Annotated in this window: 21 protein-coding genes; 10 read left to right on the forward strand and 11 right to left on the reverse strand. The window is 60.1% G+C overall.

The window, feature by feature from the left end:
- Positions 1 to 69 precede the first annotated feature (69 nt).
- The 4 genes from CO657_RS01285 to CO657_RS01300 form a co-directional block, all read right to left on the reverse strand.
- Positions 70 to 348 (reverse strand): transposase, encoded by a 279-nt coding sequence (locus CO657_RS01285; RefSeq protein WP_003588670.1) that lies wholly within the window; start codon positions 346 to 348, stop codon positions 70 to 72.
- A 7-nt stretch (positions 349 to 355) separates the two neighbouring features.
- Positions 356 to 1,798, reverse strand: coding sequence for an HlyD family type I secretion periplasmic adaptor subunit (locus CO657_RS01290; protein ID WP_054183765.1), 1,443 nt, complete (start codon positions 1,796 to 1,798; stop codon positions 356 to 358).
- Positions 1,799 to 1,812: 14 nt separating this feature from the next.
- Complete coding sequence (locus tag CO657_RS01295) at positions 1,813 to 3,528, reverse strand: type I secretion system permease/ATPase (protein WP_054183764.1); 1,716 nt, start codon at positions 3,526 to 3,528, stop codon at positions 1,813 to 1,815.
- A 93-nt stretch (positions 3,529 to 3,621) separates the two neighbouring features.
- A complete protein-coding gene (locus CO657_RS01300; protein ID WP_012556558.1) occupies positions 3,622 to 4,197 on the reverse strand; it encodes a hypothetical protein in 576 nt (191 codons plus the stop codon).
- Positions 4,198 to 4,672: 475 nt separating this feature from the next.
- Between CO657_RS01300 and CO657_RS01305 the strand changes: the two genes are divergently transcribed.
- Together CO657_RS01305 and CO657_RS01315 are read left to right on the forward strand one after the other, a co-directional pair.
- Positions 4,673 to 5,761 (forward strand): hypothetical protein, encoded by a 1,089-nt coding sequence (locus CO657_RS01305; protein ID WP_012556559.1) that lies wholly within the window; start codon positions 4,673 to 4,675, stop codon positions 5,759 to 5,761.
- Positions 5,762 to 6,473: 712 nt separating this feature from the next.
- Positions 6,474 to 7,256, forward strand: coding sequence for a helix-turn-helix transcriptional regulator (locus tag CO657_RS01315; RefSeq protein WP_003588663.1), 783 nt, complete (start codon positions 6,474 to 6,476; stop codon positions 7,254 to 7,256).
- Between the two features lie 169 nt (positions 7,257 to 7,425).
- Here CO657_RS01315 and CO657_RS01320 read toward each other — a convergent pair whose 3' ends face one another.
- On the reverse strand, positions 7,426 to 9,495 hold the full coding sequence (locus CO657_RS01320; protein WP_245292983.1) for a diguanylate cyclase: 2,070 nt from the start codon (positions 9,493 to 9,495) through the stop codon (positions 7,426 to 7,428).
- A 384-nt stretch (positions 9,496 to 9,879) separates the two neighbouring features.
- Between CO657_RS01320 and CO657_RS01325 the strand changes: the two genes are divergently transcribed.
- A complete protein-coding gene (locus CO657_RS01325) occupies positions 9,880 to 10,080 on the forward strand; it encodes a hypothetical protein (protein ID WP_172643254.1) in 201 nt (66 codons plus the stop codon).
- Between the two features lie 21 nt (positions 10,081 to 10,101).
- On the opposite strand, the gene CO657_RS01330 is transcribed toward CO657_RS01325, so the two are convergent.
- The 6 genes from CO657_RS01330 to CO657_RS01355 form a co-directional block, all read right to left on the reverse strand.
- Entirely contained in the window at positions 10,102 to 10,827 is a 726-nt protein-coding gene (locus CO657_RS01330; RefSeq protein ID WP_054183763.1) for an SDR family oxidoreductase, read from the reverse strand.
- Positions 10,828 to 10,837: 10 nt separating this feature from the next.
- Positions 10,838 to 11,899: an ABC transporter ATP-binding protein gene (locus CO657_RS01335; protein ID WP_054183762.1), complete on the reverse strand. Its 1,062-nt coding sequence runs from the start codon at positions 11,897 to 11,899 to the stop codon at positions 10,838 to 10,840.
- A 52-nt stretch (positions 11,900 to 11,951) separates the two neighbouring features.
- The gene (locus CO657_RS01340; RefSeq protein ID WP_003588655.1) at positions 11,952 to 12,158 is read right to left on the reverse strand and encodes a DUF2160 family membrane protein; all 207 of its coding nucleotides are present in this window, start codon (positions 12,156 to 12,158) and stop codon (positions 11,952 to 11,954) included.
- 4 nt (positions 12,159 to 12,162) lie between these two features.
- Complete coding sequence (locus tag CO657_RS01345; RefSeq protein ID WP_003588653.1) at positions 12,163 to 12,999, reverse strand: carbohydrate ABC transporter permease; 837 nt, start codon at positions 12,997 to 12,999, stop codon at positions 12,163 to 12,165.
- Positions 13,000 to 13,003: 4 nt separating this feature from the next.
- Positions 13,004 to 13,879, reverse strand: a complete 876-nt coding sequence (locus tag CO657_RS01350) for a carbohydrate ABC transporter permease (protein ID WP_054183761.1) — start codon at positions 13,877 to 13,879, stop codon at positions 13,004 to 13,006.
- A gap of 94 nt (positions 13,880 to 13,973) precedes the next feature.
- Complete coding sequence (locus CO657_RS01355; protein WP_054183760.1) at positions 13,974 to 15,407, reverse strand: extracellular solute-binding protein; 1,434 nt, start codon at positions 15,405 to 15,407, stop codon at positions 13,974 to 13,976.
- A gap of 294 nt (positions 15,408 to 15,701) precedes the next feature.
- On the opposite strand from CO657_RS01355, the gene CO657_RS01360 reads away from it, so the two are divergent.
- The 7 genes from CO657_RS01360 (at position 15,702) to CO657_RS01390 (ending at position 22,672) form a co-directional block, all read left to right on the forward strand.
- Positions 15,702 to 16,586 carry a sugar phosphate isomerase/epimerase family protein gene (locus CO657_RS01360; protein ID WP_054183759.1) on the forward strand — a complete coding sequence of 295 codons (885 nt, stop codon included), beginning with the start codon at positions 15,702 to 15,704 and terminating at the stop codon, positions 16,584 to 16,586.
- 61 nt (positions 16,587 to 16,647) lie between these two features.
- Positions 16,648 to 17,862, forward strand: a complete 1,215-nt coding sequence (locus tag CO657_RS01365) for an ROK family transcriptional regulator (protein ID WP_054183758.1) — start codon at positions 16,648 to 16,650, stop codon at positions 17,860 to 17,862.
- A gap of 31 nt (positions 17,863 to 17,893) precedes the next feature.
- Entirely contained in the window at positions 17,894 to 18,871 is a 978-nt protein-coding gene (locus tag CO657_RS01370) for a tagatose kinase (RefSeq protein ID WP_054183757.1), read from the forward strand.
- Positions 18,871 to 20,166, forward strand: coding sequence for a D-tagatose-bisphosphate aldolase, class II, non-catalytic subunit (locus tag CO657_RS01375; protein ID WP_054183756.1), 1,296 nt, complete (start codon positions 18,871 to 18,873; stop codon positions 20,164 to 20,166). Before CO657_RS01370 ends, CO657_RS01375 begins: the two co-directional genes overlap by 1 nt.
- A 12-nt stretch (positions 20,167 to 20,178) precedes the next feature.
- The gene (locus CO657_RS01380) at positions 20,179 to 20,904 is read left to right on the forward strand and encodes an SDR family oxidoreductase (RefSeq protein WP_054183755.1); all 726 of its coding nucleotides are present in this window, start codon (positions 20,179 to 20,181) and stop codon (positions 20,902 to 20,904) included.
- A gap of 11 nt (positions 20,905 to 20,915) precedes the next feature.
- A complete protein-coding gene (locus tag CO657_RS01385) occupies positions 20,916 to 21,689 on the forward strand; it encodes an SDR family NAD(P)-dependent oxidoreductase (protein ID WP_054183754.1) in 774 nt (257 codons plus the stop codon).
- A 158-nt stretch (positions 21,690 to 21,847) separates the two neighbouring features.
- Positions 21,848 to 22,672 (forward strand): class I fructose-bisphosphate aldolase, encoded by an 825-nt coding sequence (locus CO657_RS01390; RefSeq protein ID WP_054183753.1) that lies wholly within the window; start codon positions 21,848 to 21,850, stop codon positions 22,670 to 22,672.
- Positions 22,673 to 22,676 lie beyond the last annotated feature (4 nt).

Below are 22,676 nucleotides of genomic sequence, written 5' to 3' on the forward strand. Positions count from 1 at the left end.
GAACTAATCTCCATGCACAGTATTGGATAGCGGGCCAGAATCTGGCCAACAAACCCCTCTGTCGAGAAGCTAGTGCCGCCCCTTCGTGGTCTTCGCCAGCATCTCGCTCAGAGTTGCCGCCGAAAGCATGGATTCGGCCAAAAGCTTTTTGAGCTTCTGGTTCTCTTCTTCAAGGGCTCTTAGCCTTCTGGCATGGAGACCGACATTTCCGGACTGCAGGGATTGCCACCGATAGAAGGTCGGCTCGCTGATGCCGTATCGGTGGCAAACATCGGCCACCGTCACGCCGGCCTGGTGCTCCTTGAGAATGCCCGTAATCTGGTCGTCGTCAAATTTTCGCTTGCCCATCACCGCTTCAGTCCTCACGAAATGCTCTGTTGAAACTGTCGAGAAGCGGTCTGACAGCGTAGAGCGCCACGCTGCTTTTGCCGGTTTCGATCAGTGTCTGTGCGGGCATGCCCGCGACCAGTTCGACATCACGCATTTTCGCCAGCCGCTCGTCCGTTACGCGGATTGTCGCGGCATAATAGGGCTGGCCGCTCTGCGTATCGGTGAGGCGGTCGGCTGACACATACTCGACCCGACCTTTCAGCAGTGGAACGCGCCGCTGATTGTATGGAAGAAGGTGCACCTGTGCCTCCAGCCCCGCATGGACAAGATTGATGTCCTCCGGTCTGACATGGGCAGACACGATCAGGCGATCGGAGCGTGGCAGAAGATCGACGAGCGGTTCACCCGCGCCGATCACCCCGCCTGATGTGTGGATGCGCAGGTTCATGATCGTTCCATCTTCGGGAGCCCGGATATCGGTCCTTGAAAGTTGGTCGTCGATCGCCCGCAAGCGCTCGCGCAATTGCATGATCCGGCTTTCCGTATCGCGCATGCCTTGGGCGACTTCGCTCAACCGGTCGCTCTCGAGCTTTGCGAGATCGACCTGCGACTCGCTGATCACCTGGTAGGCGCGAGCGATCTGTGCCCCGACTTGGCCCTGCTGGCCGTCGAGGTCTGCTTTTTCGCGCTCGAGGTTGAGAAGCCTGCTCCTTCGCTCCAGTCCCTTGGCAGTGAGGATCGTCACCTGATCCAGTTCTTCCTGCGAGATTGCGGCTCTGTCGGCGAGTGCCGCCTTCTGGGCGCCAAGCCCGACGATTTCCTGCCGCACCTGCGCGATTTTTTCATTGCCGATCTGAATTTCCGCCTGCATGACCCGGCGGCGGGCCTCGAAGATTTTCTGTTGCCCGGTCAGAATCGTACTGACCGAAGGATATTTGTCCATGGCTGCCCTGAGATCGTCGGGATAGGCGACATGGTCGCCGCCGGTCTGCTCCGCAAGCAGGCGGGCGCGGCTTCCTTCGGCGTCCCAAAGCTGCCCTTGGATGCTGTCGCGCTCCGAGCGGGACTTCGTGTCGTCGAGTTCGATCACGATTTGCCCGGCCATCACCGTATCGCCGTTCCTGACGAGTATCCGCCGCACAATTCCGCCTTCCAGATGCTGGATGGTCTTGCGGCTGGTCTCCGGCTCGATGACGCCCGATGCGACCGCAGCGCTGTGCAGCGGTGCCAGAGCCGACCAGATTCCCAATCCGACGACAAAGACCAGGATCAGCAGGTTGCCCGTCCAAACGACGCCTCTGAGCACCGGCATGGGCGAAGGGGCGGCGGGTCCGCGCTGTTTCTGTTCGATCACCGGCGGATAGGCCGTCTGCCTGGCTGTCGCTGTCCATCGATGAGCGAAGCGCTGGCCCATCCTTGACGAATTCGAAAATTTCGCCGGGGGCGCGTCCAGTGGAACAAGGGTCATGGCAGCGTCCCTCCCTAGCTTCCCGTTCGCGCCGGTGGTTGAAGATAGGTTTCATAAATCCGCTCGCTGTCGCCGAAGGCAGCCACCGTCCCGTTGCGCATGATGGCAATCTTGTTGGTGACCGGCAGGATGCCCATCCGGTGGGTTATGATAACGACGGTCATCCCCCTGGATCTCATCCGCTCGATTGCCGTAAACAGCATGCGTTCGCCGTCATAATCCAGGCTCGAATTCGGATCATCGAGAACGATAAGGGACGGATTTCCGTAAGCCGCCCGTGCCAGCCCCAGCTGCTGGCGCTGAGCCCGAAGGAGCAGGTTTCCACCTTCACCGATATCGGTCTCGTAGCCCTGCGGCAGCCGCATGATCGCGTCGTGCAATCCAACCAGCTTTGCGGCGTCGATCGCCTTGCCGGGATCTCCTCCGTCCAGCCGGCCGATCACATCCTTGATTGCCCCGCCGAAGAGTTCGATATCCTGCGGCAGGTATCCGACGTGGCAGGTCCCCCCGCAAAGACGCAGAGCCGAGATATCGACCCCGCCGAGAAGAGCATATCCGCTCGTTGCCGGCACAACGCCTGCCATGATGCGGCCCAGTGTCGATTTTCCCGATCCCGACGGACCGATGAGCGCAATGCAATCGCCAGGTGCCAGGCGCAATGTGATATCGGTCAATATCGGCCGATCGGCGAATGGCTTGAAATAGCTGACATTATCGAGAACCAGGCCATTGGGTTCCGGCAGCGGCACCATTCGGGCGTCGCATTCCGATGCAATTGTTATCAGCATTCTGTTCAAGCGATTGAAGGCATTGCGCGCAAACATGAAGGAGCGCCATGCCCCAATTGCGCCCTCGATCGGTGCGAGCCCACGCCCGAGCAGCAGGCTCGCAACGAAGATGATTCCGGGACTGCCGCTGTTGACGAGCACCAGCCAGGTCGCCGATCCCATCATCAGGATCTGCGCCAAGGTGCGGATCGATTTGGAGAAACCAAGGATGATCTCCGTGCGATGCATCGCGATGTCCTGGGCCCTTCTTGCCATTTCCGCATCGCGATAGACGATCAGGGCTGCACCGTCCTGCATGCCCATGGCCCGGATCACCTCGATGTTTTTCAGCGCGGTCGCAAATCGCAGATAGCTCCTCGAAAGGGCAAGATTGGCGTGAGCAAGCGGCGCCCGCGTCGCCAGTTCCGTTGCCAGCGCAAACAGCAGCAGCGCAACTGCGCACAGAAGACCGATGGTCCCAAGCAGCGGGTGAACAAGAAAAAGCAGAAGCAGGAATACCGGCGCCCAGGGAACGTCGAATAGAAGCGAGCTGGCCGGTGAATCGAGGAACTGGCGCAATGCGGCGAGATCCCTGTAGCACTCCGAGGCGGCTCCCGTATCGGCGCGAGCGGCATATTCGAACGATGCGGTGAGCACCATGGGCCGTAGCCTGTGGTCCAGCCAGCTGCCGATGCGCGAAAGAGCTGCCCTGCGCACGATATCGAGCGTCGACCCGACCAACACGGCGATGGCGATGATCATCGTCAGCATCAGCAGCGTGTCGACGCTTCGGCTCGACAGGACCCTGTCGTAGATCTGCAGGAGATAGATGGAAGGCGTGAGAAGAAAGAGATTATAGCCGCAGCTGTAAAGGAAGACCAACCCGAAGGCCCCGGCACAGGCCCGGAGCGCAACAACGAGCTGTGTCGGTGGTCGCGGTGGTTTTATGGAAATTGTTGTCATTATCAGATCTCGCTGCCCTTGATACTGACAAGAAGAGACTGCTTGCCTTGAGGGCCGCCGGCCGAAACCAGCGGCCCTTGATGTCGTCTGAGTTCAGGAGCCGAGATGGTCGACGTCGATATGGCCGAAGGCGTTGATGAAGTGATCCAGAGAATTGGTCACCGTCGTCGTTTCGGGATCCGTGTGGACCAATGCCGACGAGATATCGCCGCCATGCGCCATGTTTCCGTTGCCGCCGTTGCCGCCGACACCGGCGAGGATGGTGGCATGCTGATCGGCCATAAGCTGCGTATATTGTGTCGCGGTCGTCGCCGCAGCCACTGCAGCCGTGTCGCCGCCGCTTGAGTTTCCTTGACTGCCGTTCGAGTTGGAATCTCCGCCCGCGCCGCCGTCGCCGTGGTTCGAGATTTTCGCCAGGAAGCCGTTCTGGGCTTCGGTAAAGCCACCGGATCCGCCATGGCCGGCGTCCCAATCGGCCGTCTGCCAAACGTGATCGCCGTTGTGCACATCGGTAGTGGCCCCGTAGACCTTTTGCACGGGGTCGACATATGCAACCGGGTTGTAGTTGATGTTGCCATCGTTGTGGCCATCACCACCGTTGCCGGCATTCGCGTCACCCGCATCCGGATGGCTGAGATGAATCGTGTCGGATATTTGTGGAATAGGCATTGATGTCACTCCTCTACTTGGTTTCGTGCGTGTTGGTTTTTTACGGCGTCCCCCTGCGGCGTGCTTTCCGGCATATCGCCACAGCCAATACGACCGCGGAGGAATATTGCCCGCGATTTAAACTTCGAACTACCTAGATATTCGGAGACATTCCTTCGGATGTATACTTGCTGTGGCGGAGTGTTATTTGGATTGGTGTTTGGTGATTTGGTGCAGGGTGGCATGCTCATGATCAAGTCTTCGACCTTGCCGAAGCGACGCCAGGGCCTCTCATCCTAAGCCGATTGAGTGCTTGCAACGCGCACAACGGGTGCTGCGGCCATGACACCCAAATGGCTAGAGAACTAGCCGAGTGGATGTAGACGAATTGCAGGCTCTGCTTTTCCGAGGTTCAGATGCACAATGCCTGAACAATTAAGGCGGCATGACGCCGCATGCTCGGTGGCCGTGCGGTCGACCGCGAATGGAGACGGTAATGGCGGAACCTCGTCCCTTATTGGAAGACCTGCCCAAGGCGGGCACCGATCAACACCTCGCCGCCAATGTGGCTGCGGGGCATCTGGCACTGGTGCCGACCTGGCTTCCATTGGATGTCGCTTCCGCTCCAAGTCATACGTCAGCCGGCAGCGGTGGTGACGGGATCAGCGAAGGCGTGATCAGCAGCAATGCGTTGGCGGTCTTCATGCCGTCCAATGCCGCGATTGCAGGACCTCATTCGAGTGCCGACGCTTTCCAGGGCAACGATGCACTCATTAATCAGCATCCCACCGAAATGGCTGGGATCGGCGGCAATGGCGGAAGCGGCAATGTTGCCATCGGCAGCGGCGATGGCGCCACTCATGCCGGCAGCGGCGGCAACGGGCTCTTCTATGGCGGGCTGGTCAGCACCGAAGTCGCAGTCTTTGCTCCCGTCAATACTGCTGTGGCTGCCGGCCCAGGCGCGGAGGCTCACGCCGAGCAATCGAACAACGCAATGTTCCTGCAGGGCGCAACCCAGATGGGTGGCATAGGCGGCTCGGGCGGAGACCATAATGTCGCGACCCATGGCTCGTCCATGAGCCCGGGCACTGCGCTGACATTGACCGGCGACTATTATGCCGGCCACGGCGGTGATGGATATTTCGTCGGCAGCATGGTCGACGTGAGTATCGCCATCTTCTCGCCGATCAACATCGCCATCGGCGCCGCAGGCGGCTCGGCGGAGGCTCATCAGACAAACAATGTGATTTTCGATCAGGGCACTGTGCAGATCGCAGGCATGGGCGGCAACGGCGGTGGCTTCAACCTGTCGTCGGACACGATCTTTACCGGCAACCATGCCGGTGGCGGTGGCGGCGACGGATCGTCGACCGGCGCCATGGTCGACGTCAATTTCGGCTATTTCCATCCCATCAACATTGCCGTTCCCGCCGGTGGGACGGCGGACGCCCAACAGATCGACCATGTTCTCTATGATCAGCATGCGCTTCAGCTGGCCGGCATCGCGGGCCACGGCGGAGAGGGTAACCTCACGGACGCCCATTCGGCGCTCGTCGACGATATTCTGACTTTCATGCATAGCTAGAGCAATTCCAGCAAAAGTGCTCAGCGGTTTTCCCAGTAAAGGCGCGAAGCGCTTTTGCCGGGAATTGCGTGAAAACAAAGAGATAGCCCGCTCGTATTGCGCCTGCACAACTGCACGAGATTGTTCTCGGTGCTGTTTTCAAGCCATATGTTGAATCGTTCCCCGCCCGGTTTCGACGGAGATACCGACCATTCCCCAATGAGCTTATCCGCATCAGTCGGCGCCTGCGTGATGCTGCCTGAGTGAAAAACGCTGCGGCTGGTATTAATGCGTCATTTGAGCGCGGTTTCCAGTAATCAAAAAGGGTAGTCGCCGATCTCAGGCTTTTGTTGCTTTTGGCGTTTGTCCTTTTGCTACTGGGATCTGCAACTGTTTTGAATTGAGACAGGGAAATAAAGCCGATCCGATCGGTGGCTTGTTATGTAAGATAGAGTTTTACAGAAAAGGTCTGAAGCAGATCGATTGCCTTTTCAATTCCTTTGGAAGCTTTGTTGACCCGCTTGCCGTACGTAAATTCGGCGAATTTCGGAAAGTCTTTGGTGGAAAGTCGAGTCGTCAGCTCATGATGAACAAGCGCGTAAATTTGCTCGCATAAGCTAGTTATCTCTCGTAGAAATCTTATAGGCTATAATAATTATCCTGAGAGATCAGACTATTAATATCGGCAATACACTCGCTTTTTCTCATGACATGTCGCAAGAACAGGAATAGTATGAATGACTGTTGGGTTGCACACAATCTGGGGAGCACGCAGGTGTCCGACAGTGCTGGAACAAAGCGCCGGCGCAATGCACCAACTGTGATCATTATTGAGCATTCTACACTGGCGCGCACGACCGTGGTGAAGCTACTTGAGCGGGAACTCGCCGGGTGGAACTTGATCGATTTGAGTTCGACCGAGAGTCTCGATCGGGCGCTTGGAGCCGAGGTGCGTTTGATCGCATTGGATCTGGCCGGCCGAGGTGTCGAGAGCGCCAGCCTGCGGGATGATCTCGCCGCGATTACCGCACGTTTTCCCGAAGTTCCTATCACGTTGCTCTCAAGTACGGATGACGCCATCATTGCCCGTCAGGCGCTCAAGATCGGCATACGCGGCTTTTTCTCGACGTCCCTTCCCATCGACATTGCTCTTGCCGGCCTTCGCCTTGTCCTGGCAGGAGGAACATTTTTCCCACAGCTTTTGGGGGCAGCTACAAACGGCTCAAACGGCTCAAACGAGCATAGTCCGGCCAGAAACGAGGCCGAAAAAAGCTTGGATGAGCGGACGCAATACTTGGCGCTCGCCGAGTTCACGCCCCGCGAAGCGGATGTCCTCGCAGAGTTGCAATCCGGCTGCTCAAATAAGGTCATTGCAGGAAAACTCAATTTGTCGGGGCATACGGTGAAGATGCATCTGCAACACATCATGCGAAAGCTGCAGGCGCAGAACCGGACTGAAGTGGTTGCCCGCTTGATCCAAAGAGCCGCCAGCGGGCCTGACGCCTCGCCGAGTTAGGCGGTGTCGCCGGTGCCGGGAACTGTCTCAACGTTTTAGCTGGATTTCCGAGTGCGGCTTGACCCCGCCATGGGCGCCGAAGAATGCTCCCTTACTCGAACTGTTCGGGGCGTCGGATACAGCCGTGCCTCTGCAAAACGGGCATTGCCGAGCCCGGGCTTTAGAATTTTTAAGCGCCTATCTGCTGGATCTGCATGTCAGCAGAAGGCTCGGCAACGACGGCTTGATTTCGCCCTGCCTGCTTGGCGCGATAGAGCGCGCGATCGGCTTCGAGCAAGAGCGCTTCCGGAGAGATATTCTGATCCGGGGCCGCCAGAGCGATGCCGACGCTGAGCGTCACGTGCCCGAAAGGCGATCCCTCATGCGCCAGCTTGACGGTCGCCATTGCCGAACATAGGGCCTGTCCGATGACGGGCGCATTGCTGGCTGAGGCGATCCGCGCAATGATGGCGAATTCCTCTCCGCCATAGCGGGCAACAACGTCCTGTTTGCTGCGTGTATTGCGTTCCAGCACCCTGGCGATTTCCTTGAGACAGGCGTCTCCCGCCGGATGGCCGTATCGGTCGTTATAGCCTTTGAACCAATCGGCATCCACCATGGCAAGCATCAACAGGTCCTGCCCTTGTCCAAGCCCGGCGAGCTCGCTTGCGAGAACCTCGTCGAAGCGGCGCCGGTTGGCGACGCCCGTCATCTCGTCCGTCTGGCTGATCGTCAGGAGCTTCTGATTGAGCCGCTCCAGCTCGGACGTTCGATCCCGTATCTTTCCCTCAAGCGCTTCATGGGCTGTGTGAACGCGCGCGGCCATCGACGCAAAATCGCGGGCAAGCTCGCCGATCTCGTCGTCGGAATGCGTGGGCAGGGCGTCATTGGCAACAGTAACGCCGGAACGACCGACCAGCTGCGTGGCGTGGATCAATCTCACCAGCGGTTCGGCGACCTGCTTTTGCAGGATCGAGCGGAGGATGAAGAGTTCGACGAACAAAGTGAGCAGCCCGACCGCGACGACGATCCCGAGATTGGTGAGGATGGCGGGTCGCATCAGGGATTTCGGATAGTGGACGGCAAGCACCCAGGGCGTATCCGGGATCCGGCCGACGGCGGTAATTTCGCTGGTGCTCTCGATGAGCGATACTGAACCCGCTCCGATCGCCTGGCTCGCCTTCAGCAATGGCTGGTAGTCGGCGATTTCAAGGGAGGAAATCGAGGCTTCGCCGGCGCTGGCCGTGATCGCATCGGTGTATTTACCGTCGAAGATCAGAGTTCCCTGATTATCGGCTGCAAAGATCGTCGCGCGTGCGCCCGGCAGCGTCGGATTTGCGGTTCGTTTCATCAGATCGTCGAGCAGCACGTCGACGCAAGCCATGATGCGATGTTTGCCCGAAGCATCAGGCGCATCGGCCGTCGCAATCGTCGTCATCCAGGCATTGTTGGAGGGATCCCAATAGATGCGGGTGAAGAAGGTCTCGTTTTGAGGCCCGCCGAAGCCGCGGGAAAAAAATTCGAAAGTCTCGAGCTTCAGCGCATCCGGGCCTTCATATTTGAAAACCTTGGCGATGTCGGCAGCCTGATAGATCGGGAAGCCTTTTTCCGGAACCACGCCGTAGAAATTGAAGAGGCGGCCCTTGGCGGCGGAACCGAATTGGTAAGAGAGCAGGTACGACAGCGCAAACCGTGTCTTCACGTCCGCATCCGGCGTCACGTCAGGCGCATAGGTCGCCGACATGCCGGGAAATCTGCGTCCATCGGGCAAAGGCTCGCCTTCAAATAATCCCGGGCGCTGGGTGTAGGATCCATCCTCATGGCGATAGAAAATATCGTCGAAATTCCGCGCCAATGACTGCCGGGCTTCCGGTATCGCGTAGATCCTGTCGAATTCGGCAAGGAAATTCTTTTCGAGGTCCTTCACTTCGCGAAATGGCAGAGATTCGCGCTGCAAAGCCTGTTCCGTCGACAACGAGAGCTGCGAGCGCACCGACTGCTCAAGCGCGGAATGGTTGATGAAATAGGACACACCGCCCGCACAGGCGCAGACCAGCGCGATGCGCAGTGCCGCAAGCCTCAACGCCCGCGCCGCCAGAGTATGGCGTGTTTTCCGCTTCACCGTTTGTCTGAAGGCGATCCTCAGCAACGCGCTCATGCCGGTGCCGCTCATTTCGACGATCCGGCCTGCATGATCGACAACCCGATTGCGTCGACCGATCGCATGCCAATAACCGGCAGGCTGTTCGAGATCATGCATTTACCTCAGTCGTTGGAAGCAAGCCTGTTCGGCTGCCCCTCGAGAGCAGCATCAAGACGTCGTGCATTTAAGGGCATCGTGGGAAAGCGCCATGAGTCATTCATGACTTTAAGAGTTCGGCAGCGGCGGCGAAACTCATTCAGCGCATCGAGACTTTGCTCGCTGGACTGGAGCCATTCAGTGCAGTCTACAAGTTAACAAAGAATGCTTTGCTGAAGCGCCGCCGATTTTGCCTGCGCAATTTGGACAGAACGGGGACAATCCGGATCAAACGGTTGCTCTGTCGGCCGCGCAGCTCGGATGTTCGTTTCAGCTGGTTTTATATCGTGAATCCCTCATGGGAACAGCGAGTCCAGCCGGCCGTTACTTTAGCGAACGGAGGACATGGACATGCGCAAGAAAAAGGCAATCGTCGAGGCGGCGCTCGAGTCCGAATATGAGCGCCAGCCGCTCGGGATCATGAATACGGAGCAAGCGCTCGAGCTTGAGGATGCCGAGGGTCTCGTTTTCAGTCACCCGGATAAAGAGGCCGGGGTGACGGATCACTTTGTCGATCAGGAACAGTTGCGGCGATTGGTGCAGTAGATCTTCGCGCAGCTGTCGATCTCAGGCAATCATGTAGCCGCCGTCCACCGGCATCGATATCCCGTTCACCATCGCCGCCTCATCCGACAGCAGGAAGAGCACGACTTCGGCGACGTCGCTCGGTTCGGCGAAGCGGCCGACGGGGATGCGCTGCATCATTCCGGCCGCCTTCCCGGGATCGCTCCATGCCTTTACCGCCATCGGCGTCAGCGTCACCGTTGGGTGTACGCCGTTCGCGCGGATGCCGTGCGGCGCGAGTTCCTTCGCCATGACACGCGTCAAGCCATCCAGCCCACCCTTCGACGCACAATAGGCGGCGTGGTCGGGGATGCCGACAAACGATGCGACCGACGAGACGTTGACGATGGCGCCTTTGCGGCCCTCCTTGATCAGCAAACAGGCGTATTCCTGCGCCACGATCATCGGAGCCCGTGTGTTGACCGCGACAAGCCGGTCGAATGCTTCGACCGTCGTCTCCAGGAACGGCTGGAGTTCGGTCGTGCCGGCGCAGTTGATCAGGAAATCCGCCGGCAGGGCCGCAATCGCCGCCGCCCTGGTCGCATCAGCGTCGGCGAGATCGACTTGGATGGCGCGGCAGCCGGGTTCCTCTCGCAGCGCGTCGACGTCGGCGGCACTGCGGGTGAGGGCAACGACATCAGCACCCCGCTCGACGAGCATCCGGGCAATTTCGCGGCCGATGCCTTTTCCCGCTCCGGTAACGATGACCGTCTTTCCATTGAAGTCCATGGTCGTCTCCTTACAGTCTCTGGCCGGTTTCCCGATCGAAGATATGTGCACGCCGGGGATCGATGTGGAAATACACCGTCCGTCCGGGATCGACCTCGATACGCTCGCGGATCAAGGCGTCGATCGGCACACCTTGCGTACGGCCGAAGATCAATGTCTCCGAACCCGTCGGCTCGAACACCGATACCTCGACGGGAACGCCATCGTCGCCGATCGTGATATGCTCCGGTCTTATGCCATAGGTCACCGCCCGTCCGTCATCCGCATTGGTCTTGTCCAGGGGCAGGGCGACACCCTGTTCGGTGACGACGACCTTCCGGCCGTCGCGGGTCGCGACACGGCCCTGAAGGAAGTTCATCGACGGGCTGCCGATGAAGCCGGCGACGAAGAGGTTGACCGGGAAGTCGTAAAGATCGAGAGGCTTGCCGATCTGCTCGACCCTGCCGTCGCGCATCACCACGATCTTGTTGGCCATCGTCATGGCCTCGATCTGATCGTGCGTGACGTAGACGGTGGTGGTTTTCAGCCGCTGGTGAAGCTCCTTGATTTCGACGCGCATGGTGACGCGAAGTTTGGCGTCGAGATTGGACAGCGGTTCGTCGAACAGGAAGACCTGCGGATTGCGGACGATGGCGCGGCCCATCGCCACGCGTTGACGCTGACCGCCCGACAGTTGCTTCGGGTAGCGGTCGAGATAACGCGTCAGGTCGAGGATCTCGGCGGCCCTGCCGACCTTCTCGTCGATCTCCGCCTTGGGGCGCTTGGCCATCTTCAGCGGAAAGCCCATGTTCTCCGCCACCGTCTTGTGGGGATAGAGCGCGTAGCTTTGGAACACCATCGCGATGTCGCGCTCCTTCGGTGGAGCGTTGGTGACGACACGGCCGCCGATCCGGATGTCGCCGCCGCTGACGGTCTCGAGACCGGCGATCATCCGCAGCAGGGTGGACTTGCCGCATCCGGAGGGGCCGACCAGCACGACGAATTCGCCGTCTTCGATGTTGACGCTGACGCCGTGCATGACCTGAAGCGCGCCATACCTCTTGGTGACGTCGCTAACCTGTACGTTTGCCAATGTCGTTCCTCCCTAAAGCAGCACGGCTGGTGTGTTGACGGAAGTCATCGGCTCATCCCTTCCAGACGATATAGGCGCCGAGCACCGCCGAGATTGCCGCGGCGACCCATACCGAGGGCCCGAACGGCTCGATGAACCGCATCCAGAACAGCGAGAGCGCGACCCAGATCACCACCGAGATGAAGAGCCGGTCGAACCAGTTCGTCTCGATCGGCAGAAATCCCGGCTTGCGTTGGTTGTTTTCTGATTGAGAGCTCATGGCTTCACCCTTTCACCGCACCGAAGGTCAGGCCGGCCACGATGTGGCGTTGCACCACCGAAAAGACGATGAGCGCCGGAACCAGTGTCAGCATCGAGATTGCGGCCATGATGCCCCAGGCCGTGCCCGTGGTCGTCACATATTCGGACAGGCCGGTGGTCAGAGTTCGCGCATTGAAGTTGGTGAGGGTCGCTGCGAGCAGGTACTCGTTCCACGCAAACACCCAGGTCAGGATCAGCGTTACCGCGAGCCCGGGCCGCGCCAAGGGAAAGACGATGTCGTAGAGGACGGTCCATGGGCTGGCGCCGTCCATATAGGCTGCCTCGTCCAACTCCTTCGGAATTCCTTCGACGGTCGGGCGCAGCGTCCAGATGGCGAAGGGAAGGTTGAAGGAGCAGTAAACCAGGATCATGCCCAGCCGGGAATCGGCGAGCGAGAAGTCGCCGATCTTGTAAACCTGCGTCAGCAGCAGGAAAAGCGGCAGCAGGAAGACCGCCGGAGGCGCCATGCGGTTGGTGATCGTCCAGAAGAAGATGCTTTCCTTCCCCGCGAGGTCGAAGCGGGTCAGCGCGTAGCAGGCAAAGAAGCCGAGCGTCGTGACCAGCAGCGCGTTGCCCGACGATATGATCATCGAGTTGAGCATGTATCCGCGCAGGGTCGGATTGGTCAGCACATCCTGGTAGTTCTTCCAGAAGAAGCTGCGGAGCACGACATCGGGCGTCGAGAACAGATCGAAGGGCTGTTTCACCGATATGACGAACAGCCAGTAGATCGGGAAAAGCGTCGCGAGGCTGATCAAGATCCACAGCACGACGGGCAGCCAGGGGGTCTGGGTCTTCATCGCGTCAACCTCTCTTCACGCGGGGCGCAATCAGGCCGACATAGAGCAGCCAGCAGACGACGATGGTGAGGTAAAGGACGATGACGGAGATGGCCGAACCATAGCCGTAATTGGTCTTCGGGAAGACCTCCTTGAAGATGTGGACGCCGATATAGCGTGTCGACGAACCCGGGCCGCCGCCGGTCAGCATCAGCACCTCGTCGACGGTGCGCAGCGCATCCATCAGCCTGATGAACACCGTGGCGATGAGGGCCGGGCGGATCAGCGGGAGCGTGATGTGCCAGAAGATCTGGCTCTTGCCCGCGCCGTCGATCTGCGCCTGCTCGAACGGATCGGGCGGCAGCGAGACCAGTGCGGCGATCAGCGAAAGGGTGACGAGCGGCGTCCAGTGCCAGATGTCCATGATCACCGTGACGGTGAAGGCCGCGACGGCACTCTGGCCGATGTTCAGATCGTAGCCGAACCAACTCCTGAGAAGATAGGGGATGATGCCGATCGACGGTGTGGTCATCAGCTTCCAGACGGAGCCGACGATGATCGGCGCCATGATCAGCGGCAGGGTGTGGATCGTGCGAAACACCGCTTTTCCAGGAAAATCCTTCAGCAGCGCCTGGGCGAGGACATAGCCGAGGACCAGCTCCGAGACGACTGCGAAGAAGACGAATGTGAGGGTTATGCCGAGCGATGCCAGGAATTGGGCGTCGAAGACGAGCCGCCGATAGTTGTCGGCCCAGTTGAAGACCATGCCCGGATTGGCCGCGAACGGGTTCCATGCATGGAACGAGACCCAGAGGACGTAGATGAACGGAAAGATTCCGAACAGTCCAAGGATCACGATGGTCGGTGACAGTAACAGCCACCCGAGCTTCTGCGAATGCATCGCCTATCCCCCATTGAACGTTATGTGACGTCCGCCCATCCTGGAGCGAAAGATGACGGGTCGTAGGACACGACCCGTCAATTGGGGAGGATGTTTATTTGCGATAGCCGAGCGATGTCAGTTCCTCTTCGGCCTTGGCCGCCATCTGGTCGAGGCCTTCATCGGGAGCGATTTTGCCGGTCAGGATGTCGTAGAAGATCGGAGCGGTCGCTTCCCGCACCTGCGCATGGAAGGGGTAGGGAGGAGCGCCGGCGAAGAGTTTGCCCTCATCCTTCAGCATCGTGTAGAAGCCGCCGAGCTTGGTATCCATCTCCTTCACCTTCGGGTCGTCGAAGGTCGCCTTGTTGGTGATGCGCGGCGCGGCGATGGCCCAGTCGGGCTGCACTTCGTTCTGACCGATGAATTCGAGGAACAGCAGCGACGCTTCCTTGTTCTTCGACGTAATCGGCACGCCGAAGGCGCCGCCGTCGTAGTAACCGATATAGCCCTTTCCGGCTTTCGCATCGTCCAGCACGCCCGGCTCGAGCGGCGGCAGCGCGAACCCGACCTTTCCGACGACCTTCGATTGCGCTTCATCGCTTGCAATCCACGCGGCATTTTCACCGTAGATCAGCCCCTGGGCGACACGGCCGGCGGCAAATGTCGTTGCCGTTTCCGTCCAGGTCGACTGGGTCGATTCCGGTGGAGCGATGTCGCGCAGGTGCAGCCAATATTTCAACGCGGCCTTCGCCTTGTCGCCATTCATCGTGCCGCCGTGTTCGACGGTGGCCGCATAATTGTTCTTGGCGTCGATGCCCCAATTATAGACCCCGAACGTTGGCACGATGGACTCGAAGAATTCATACCACGACGCCGGATGGCCCGTATGGGCCTGAGCGGTCGTGCCCCAGAGCTCCATGCCGTTGTCCTTGCCGTACTTCGTGAAGAATTCGGCGATCTCAGTGTATTCCTCGTGGGTGGTCGCCGGCTTCAGGTCCTTGCCGGTTTCCTTCTTGAAGGCCTCCTTGATCTTCGGATCGTCGAAGAGGTCCTTGCGATAGAGATATGTCTTCAGGAACGCTTCCATCGGCGTGCCGAAGAGGTCGCCGTTGGCATCCTTGAAGTAGTCGGCGAAGCTGGTGAAATTCGCATCGTCGTAGGTCGGCGCCTTCAGATCCGGCTGATCCTTCAGCGTCTTGGTGATGTCGACCAGGAAATTCCGGGCCAGATAGGAATAGATGATGTCCTGCTCGATGTAGACCATGTCATAGATGCCGGTCTTGGCTTCCATGTCCTTGATCGCCTTGTCGTACATCTGATCCCAGGAGGTCGTCTCGATTTCGACCTTGATGCCGGTCTTCTTCTCGAATTCCGGAGCGAGCACGTTCTTGATGTAGTTCGATGGCGGGGTACTTTCGGTGACGCCGTGCAGTGTCACACCCTTGTATTTAGCGCCGGCGTCGGACCAGAAGTCAGCCCAGGCCGGCGAAGCGGTCGTTGCGAAGCCGAGCGTCAGCGCAAGCGCGCTAGCCTTCAAAGCATAGTGCATTTCCAATCCTCCCAGAGTGCAGCGAGAATATTCGCCGGTGCTTGTGTAGGCCAAAAAAACGGACAGTGCAATATTTGTTGTCTAAACATGCAAATAGATCACCTATGTTATTGATTTTCGCAGGAACAAATTTTCTGCAGCGCCATGAAGTAATGGCGTTAGGCATAAAATGCTGCAATGCAAGGTATTTTTGCGCAGCAACAAAATGGCAGTGTCGAAAATTATTTGTTGTCTTGCCAAACTAAATGGCATAGCACTGAGCGCAATCACCGGCATTTCGTGGAGGAAAAACCTATGCGTCGATTGGGTATCCATTCATTTGTATGGACAGGCGGCCAAACGCAGGAAGGCCTTGAGATGGCCCTCAACAAGACCGCCGAACACGGATATCGCACCATCGAATTTGCCTATCTGCGACCCGAGAAATTCAATCTCGACCGGCTGGCAAAGCTCGCCCAGTCCCTGGATGTGGAGATCGGCGTGACCATGGGCCTGCCGCTCGACAAGGACGTGTCGAGCGAGGACGCTGCTGCGGTGTCCGCCGGCAGGCAGACGCTGGCCGACGCCGTTCGTGCGGTTCGCGATATCGGCGGCAACAAGCTCGGCGGGATTCTCTATTCCGCCCACACCAAGTACAATCGTCAGCCGACGAAGAAGGGCTGGGACAACAGCGTCGCCGCGATCACTGCAACCGGCGAGGTCGCCAGGCAGGCGAACGTCGACCTGGTGCTGGAGGTGGTCAACCGGTTCGAGACGAACCTGCTGAATACCACGGCGCAGGGCCTCAAGTTCATCTCCGAGACCGGATCGCAGCATGTTCGTCTCCATCTCGACACGTTCCACATGAATATCGAGGAAGCCAATCCGGCCGCTGCGATCCGTCTTGCCGGCGACAAGATCGGTTATTTCCACATCGGCGAAAGCAATCGCGGCTATCTCGGTGACGGCGTCATCGACTTCGATCGGATCTTCGACGCCCTGCTCGACATCGGCTACGAAAGAGACATCGTGTTCGAGAGCTTCTCGACGACGGTCGTGGACGAAGGCCTGTCGCTCGCCTGTGCGATCTGGCGCGATACCTGGGAGGATAATGATTTGCTTGCGGCGCACGCCAAGCGCTACATCGAGCTGAAATATGACGAGGCCAAGCGTCGCCGCGCCACAAACGCGCGGCCCTGATTATCCTTCTGACAGCCTGTTCCAGTCGTGTAAGGGTGGGCGGCTTGAAGGGAATAGACACATGAACGACACCGTCTCCATCGGAAGTTCGCCGCGCAGGATCCGGCAGAACAATATCGTCGCCGCCTTGCAGACGATCTATGTCCACCGAAGCCTCAGCCGGGCCGATCTCGCCCGCAAGCTCGGCATGAACCGCTCCTCCTCGGGAGAGATCGTCGCCGAACTGACCGAGGGCGGATTCGTTCAGGAGTCGGAGGAGAGCGGCAAGCAGCGTCTGGAGCATTCCCGTGCCGGCCGTCCCGGCATCATGCTCGAACTGGTTCCGGATGCTGCCTTCTTCGTCGGGATCGAGATCGGTGTCGAACATATATCGGCTGTCGTTGTCGATCTCTCCGCCGAAGTGCGGGCATGTCGGAAAGTCGCCTTCGACACACCGTCTTCGACAGTGGAGGAGGCCGTGGCGCAGGGTATCGAACTGATTGTCGGCGCAATGGCGAAGCGAATGATCGACAGGTGCAAAGGCTTGGGCCTATCGACGCCGTCCCACGTGCGCCCGGATGGATTTGTCACGCTGGCGCCGATCATCGGCTGGCGGGACGTGCCGTTGAGGGACATTGCCCGGTCAGCCTTCCCGGCCGCCGTGCCGATCGCGGTCGAAAACGATGCCAATGCGTTTGCGATCGGCGACAGCTATCGTCACGGCGTCGCAGGGGTGACCCTGTTTCTGCTGATGGAAACGGGCGTCGGCGGCGGCATCATGATCGATGGCAAGCTGTTTCGCGGCGGCCACGGTCTGGCGGGAGAAATCGGCCACACCCTGGTGCCGGGAAGCGGCGGCCAGAAGCTCGAACAACTGATCGGTCGCGAGGTGCTGATCGGCCAGTATCGCGAGGCTGTCGGACGCGAGGACGCCGATCTGCAGGATTTCCTTGGTGGCGTTCGCGATCGCGTCCCCGCCGCGGTCAACATCGCCGAAACCTGGTCGCGCCATCTTGCATATGCCTTGCTGCAGGCCTGTCGTCTGCTCGACCCGGACAGGATCGTGCTGGGGGGCTCTGTGGCACCGCTCTATCCGATGGTGGCTGCCCGCGTGGCGGTCCACATGTCTGAAGGCCAGAACATCGCTTTTCCCACGCCGGAGATTGTCGTGGACGATGATGCGGAGTTCGATTCCGCCTTCGGGGCGGCATGCATGCTGCACCGGCGCTTTCTGTCGCTGGAGAACGAGGAGTTCGGCAGCGAGGACAGTGCGCCGGTCCAATCGGCGCTGAGTTAAGAGACAACAGGGATCGAAAGCAGGACTGCATATGGCTTCAACACTGGCTCCGGACGCACTTGGTCCCACGGTTTGCGTCGGGGAGATCCTCGTGGAGATCGTCGCAACGACGGTTGGAAACGGCTTCCTCGAAGCCCAGCCGCTCGTCGGTCCGTTTGCGAGTGGCGCGCCGGCGATTTTCATTTCGCAATGCGGCCGCCTCGGCGGTCAGGCGGCAATGGTCGGCGCCGTCGGCGATGACGATTTCGGCCGGGTCAATACCGATCGCCTCGCACGCGACGGCGTCGATATCTCGGCGATTTCGATCGAGCCGGATTACCCGACGGGAAGCGCTTTCGTTCGCTACCGGAAGGACGGCTCCAGAGATTTCGTCTACAACATCGCTACGTCCGCGGCGGCGCGCTTCGGCTGGTCCCGAGGGGTCGCCGATCTTATTGATCGGACCGGGCATCTGCACGTGATGGGCTCGGCGCTGTCGGTTCCGAGTGCTCGTGCGGTGATCGACAAGGCGGTCGACATCGTCAAGGCGCGCGGCGGAACGCTGTCGGTCGATCCGAACCTTCGCAAGGAGTTGAAGCTGGACGAGGACACCGAGCGCCGGTTTGCCAAGCTTGTCGCCGCCGCCGATCTGCTTCTGCCCTCCGGAGAGGAGCTTGAGCGCGCCGCAGGTGTCGAAGGCGAGGCGGAAGCGATCCAGCGTTTGTTCGAGATGGGCGTCAAGGAGATCGTGCTGAAGCGCGGCGCCGGCGGCGCGACCTACTTCGAAAGCGGCGGAGACCGCATCGACGCTCCCGCATTCGTCGTCCAGGAGGTCGATCCTACGGGCGCCGGCGACTGCTTCGGCGGTGCCTATCTCACCTGCCGGCGGCTCGGAATGTCTCCGCAGCAGGCTCTGACCTATGCCTCGGCCGCCGGCGCCCGCAACGTCACGGTGCTGGGTCCGATGGAAGGTGCGGGCACCCGCGGGGAACTCGATGCATTTATCGCGTCAACGGAAAGGCGGCCGTGATGCAGGTGCATCTCGACGAACTGGCGAGGCTCAGGATCGAAGGCGACCCGACAGGCGTCACCTCCGTATGCTCCGCCCATCCGATCGTGCTGCGCGCCGCGCTGCGGCATGGGCGGCAACAGAAAAGCACTGTGCTGATCGAAGCGACCTGCAACCAGGTCAATCACCGAGGCGGCTATACCGGCATGACGCCGAGCGATTTCGCCTCCCTCGTCATGAAGATCGCGGCGGAGGAGGGGTGCTCGGAAAAACTGATCGTTCTCGGCGGCGACCACCTCGGCCCCAATCCCTGGCGCGACCGGCCGGCGGAAGAGGCCATGGCTGAGGCGGAGACGATGGTTGCCGCCTATGTCGAGGCCGGGTTCCGCAAGATTCACCTCGATGCTTCGATGGGCTGCAAGGGCGAACCGACGGCGCTCGACGACGAAACCACCGCCCATCGCGCCGCCCGGCTTGCCGCGGTCGCCGAGGCTTCGGCCAGGAAGACCGGCGGCGCAATGCCGGTTTACGTCATCGGCACCGAAGTGCCGCCGCCGGGCGGGGCCGACCATGCCCTGACGACGATCGAACCGACGGCGGCCGCGGCGGCGTTGAAGACGATCGACGTCCACCGCCGGATCTTTGCAGCGGCCGGCCTCGGGCAGGCGTTTGGGCGGGCGATCGGGCTGGTGGTTCAGCCGGGTGTCGAGTTCGGCAATCACAACGTCATCTTCTACGACAACAGCAAGATAGCGGCGCTGCAATCGGTGCTGACTGAGGAGCCGCAATTCGTGTTCGAGGCTCACTCGACGGATTATCAGGGCACCGGGCCGTTGAGCGCGCTGGTAAAGGACGGTTTTCCGATACTGAAAGTCGGCCCCGAGCTGACCTTCGTCCTGCGCGAGGCGCTCTACGCGCTGGATGCGATCGCGTCCGACCTCCTGGCCGATTACGGCCAGCGTCCGCTCTATGCGGCGATGGAAGCGGTGATGCTCGCTCAGCCCGACAATTGGCGCCGTCACTATCACGGGACGGAGGCCGAGATGCGTTGGCTGCGGCATTATTCGCTGTCTGACCGCATCCGCTATTATTGGGCCTCGGCCGAAGCGCAAGAGGCCGTCCGGCGCCTGTGCGAGGCCCTTCGCGGGCAGTCGGTGCCGCTGCCATTGTTTGGGCAGCATATGCCGGCCGCCCAGCATTTCGCAGACGTGCCGCTCGATCCGGATGAGGTTCTGATCTGGAGAGTGACGAAGAGTCTGGCGGACTATCACGCCGCCTGCGGCATCGGGAAGAAAGAGCAATCAAAATCAGGATAGGAGGAGACATCAATGCAGGAATTGAATGGGAAGATCGCGGCGGTCACGGGTGCGGCGTCCGGCATAGGATTGGCCTCGACGGAAGCAATGCTTGCCGCAGGCGCGACGGTCGTGCTGGTGGACCGGGATGAGAAGGCCCTTGAGGCGGTTTGCAGCCGGCTTGGCGAGCGCGCTATTCCGCTCGTGATCAACCTCCTCAATCCGAACGAATGCGCGGGACTGCTTGAGGGCGTTCTGGCGAAGACGGGCAAACTCGACATCCTGCATGCAAATGCAGGCACCTATATCGGCGGCGACTTTGTGGAAACGGACCTCGATACGATCGATCGGATGCTCAATCTCAATGTGAATGTCGTCATCAAGAACGTTCACAATGTCATTCCGCACATGATCGAACGCGGTACCGGCGACATTGTCGTCACGAGCTCGGTTGCTGGACATTCGGCTATCCCGTGGGAGCCGGTGTATTCCTCGTCGAAATGGGCGATGACCTGCTTCGTCCAGACGATGCGGCGCCAGCTTCTGAAAAACGGCATTCGCGTGGGGTCGGTGTCGCCAGGACCGGTGATCAGCGCGCTGCTCGCGGATTGGCCGGAGGAAAACCTTCGCAAGGCCAAGGAGGCCGGCGCTTTGATCGAGCCCAAGGAAGTTGCCGACGCGATCATCTTCATGCTGACCCGGCCGCGCAACGTCACTATCCGCGATATCGTCGTCCTTCCAAGCGCATTCGACATCTGAAGGAGCCTGATATGAGCTACCAGGAGAAATTTCGCCTCGACGGCGAACGTGCTGTGGTCACCGGCGGAGGGCGCGCGATCGGGCTCTGCTGCACCGAGGCGCTGGCGGAGGCGGGTGCGGCTGTCGTCGTCATCGAACGCAGCGAGGCCGACGCCCGGCAAGCGCTTGCCCTGCGCGACAAGGGCTACGACATCGAAGTCCGGGTGGGCGACGTCACCGACGCCGGACGGATGGACGCAATTGCCAATGAGCTTGCCGATGGAGGGCGGCCGGCGACGATCCTGGTGAACAATGCCGGGATTGGCCAGAGCGGCATCCCGGCAGAAGATCTCACCGACGCGGACTGGCTGCGGATGATGGACGTCAATCTCAACGGCGTCTTCTGGTGCTCGCGCGCCTTCGGCCGCCACATGGTCTCGATGAAGCGGGGCGCCATCGTGAACCTCGGCTCGATGTCGGGGCACATCTGCAACCGGCCGCAGCCTCAGACGGCCTACAATGTCTCCAAGGCGGCAGTCCATCACCTCACGCGGTCGCTGGCCGCCGAATGGGCGCAGCATGGTATCCGGGTAAACGCCGTCGCGCCCACCTATATCGAGACGCCGATGGTGGTGGCCGTCGAAGCCAATCGTGAGCGCATTCCGCTCTGGTTGGCCGACACGCCGATGGGCAGGATGGGAACGCCGGAGGAGGTCGCAAGCGCGGTCCTCTTTCTGGCAACGGGCGCAGCCAGCCTGATGACCGGAGCAATCGTCAACGTCGATGCGGGATTCACCTGCTGGTAGCCCTGTCGGGACGAGGCGCGAGCGGCGCCTCGTCCGCATTATAAGAGTGTCTGCCGCGCAAAGTCAGGGGATATGGAAACGTTACCACATCGTCTTGACTCGCATTCCCAGCGCATTTATTCGAATGTGGAAACGTTACCATATCGGGGAGAAGCTTGATGAAATCCGCACGGTTGAACCGACTTTTCGGCGTGTCCGGAAATTGTTTTGACGTCGCTATCGATCACGGCATGTTCAATGAACGGACCTTCCTCGCCGGCATCGAGAACATGACGACCGCCATCGAGGTGATCGCTGAGGCCGGCCCGGATGCCATTCAGCTGCCGCCGGGTACCGCGCCCCTTCTGCAGGCCATTCCCGGCAAACATCGCCCGGCACTGGTGCTGCGCACCGACATCGCCAATATCTATGGCAATCCGCTGCCGTCTCAATTGTTTTCCGAAATGATCGACAGGGCGGTGGAACAGGGCGTCGCGTTGGATGCCGCCTGCGTCGTCGTCAATCTTCTGATGCTGCCGGACCAGCCGGAAGTCTACCGCGCCTGCGTGCGCAACGTAAACAGCCTGAAGCGCGAATGCGAGATTTACGGCATGCCGCTGATGGTCGAGCCGCTGGTTATGCAGGACAATTCCAAGGGCGCCTATATGGTCGATGGCGCGATCGACAAGATCCTGCCGCTCGTGCGCCAGGCCGCCGAACTCGGCGCCGATATCATCAAGGCCGACCCGTGCGACAATGTCGAGGAATATCACCGCGTGGTCGAGATCGCCCAGGGCCTGCCGGTGCTGGTGCGCGGCGGCGGCCGCGTTTCGGATCAGGAAATCCTGATCCGCACCAAGCAGTTGATGGAGCAGGGCGCCCGTGGCATCGTCTATGGCCGCAACGTCATTCAGCATCACAATCCCGGCGGCATGACCAAGGCCTTGATGGCGATCGTCCATGACAAGGCTTCCGTTGAGCAAGCTTCGCTGCATATTGGCTGACGCG

This window comes from Rhizobium acidisoli, from assembly GCF_002531755.2.
Classification (GTDB): domain Bacteria; phylum Pseudomonadota; class Alphaproteobacteria; order Rhizobiales; family Rhizobiaceae; genus Rhizobium; species Rhizobium acidisoli.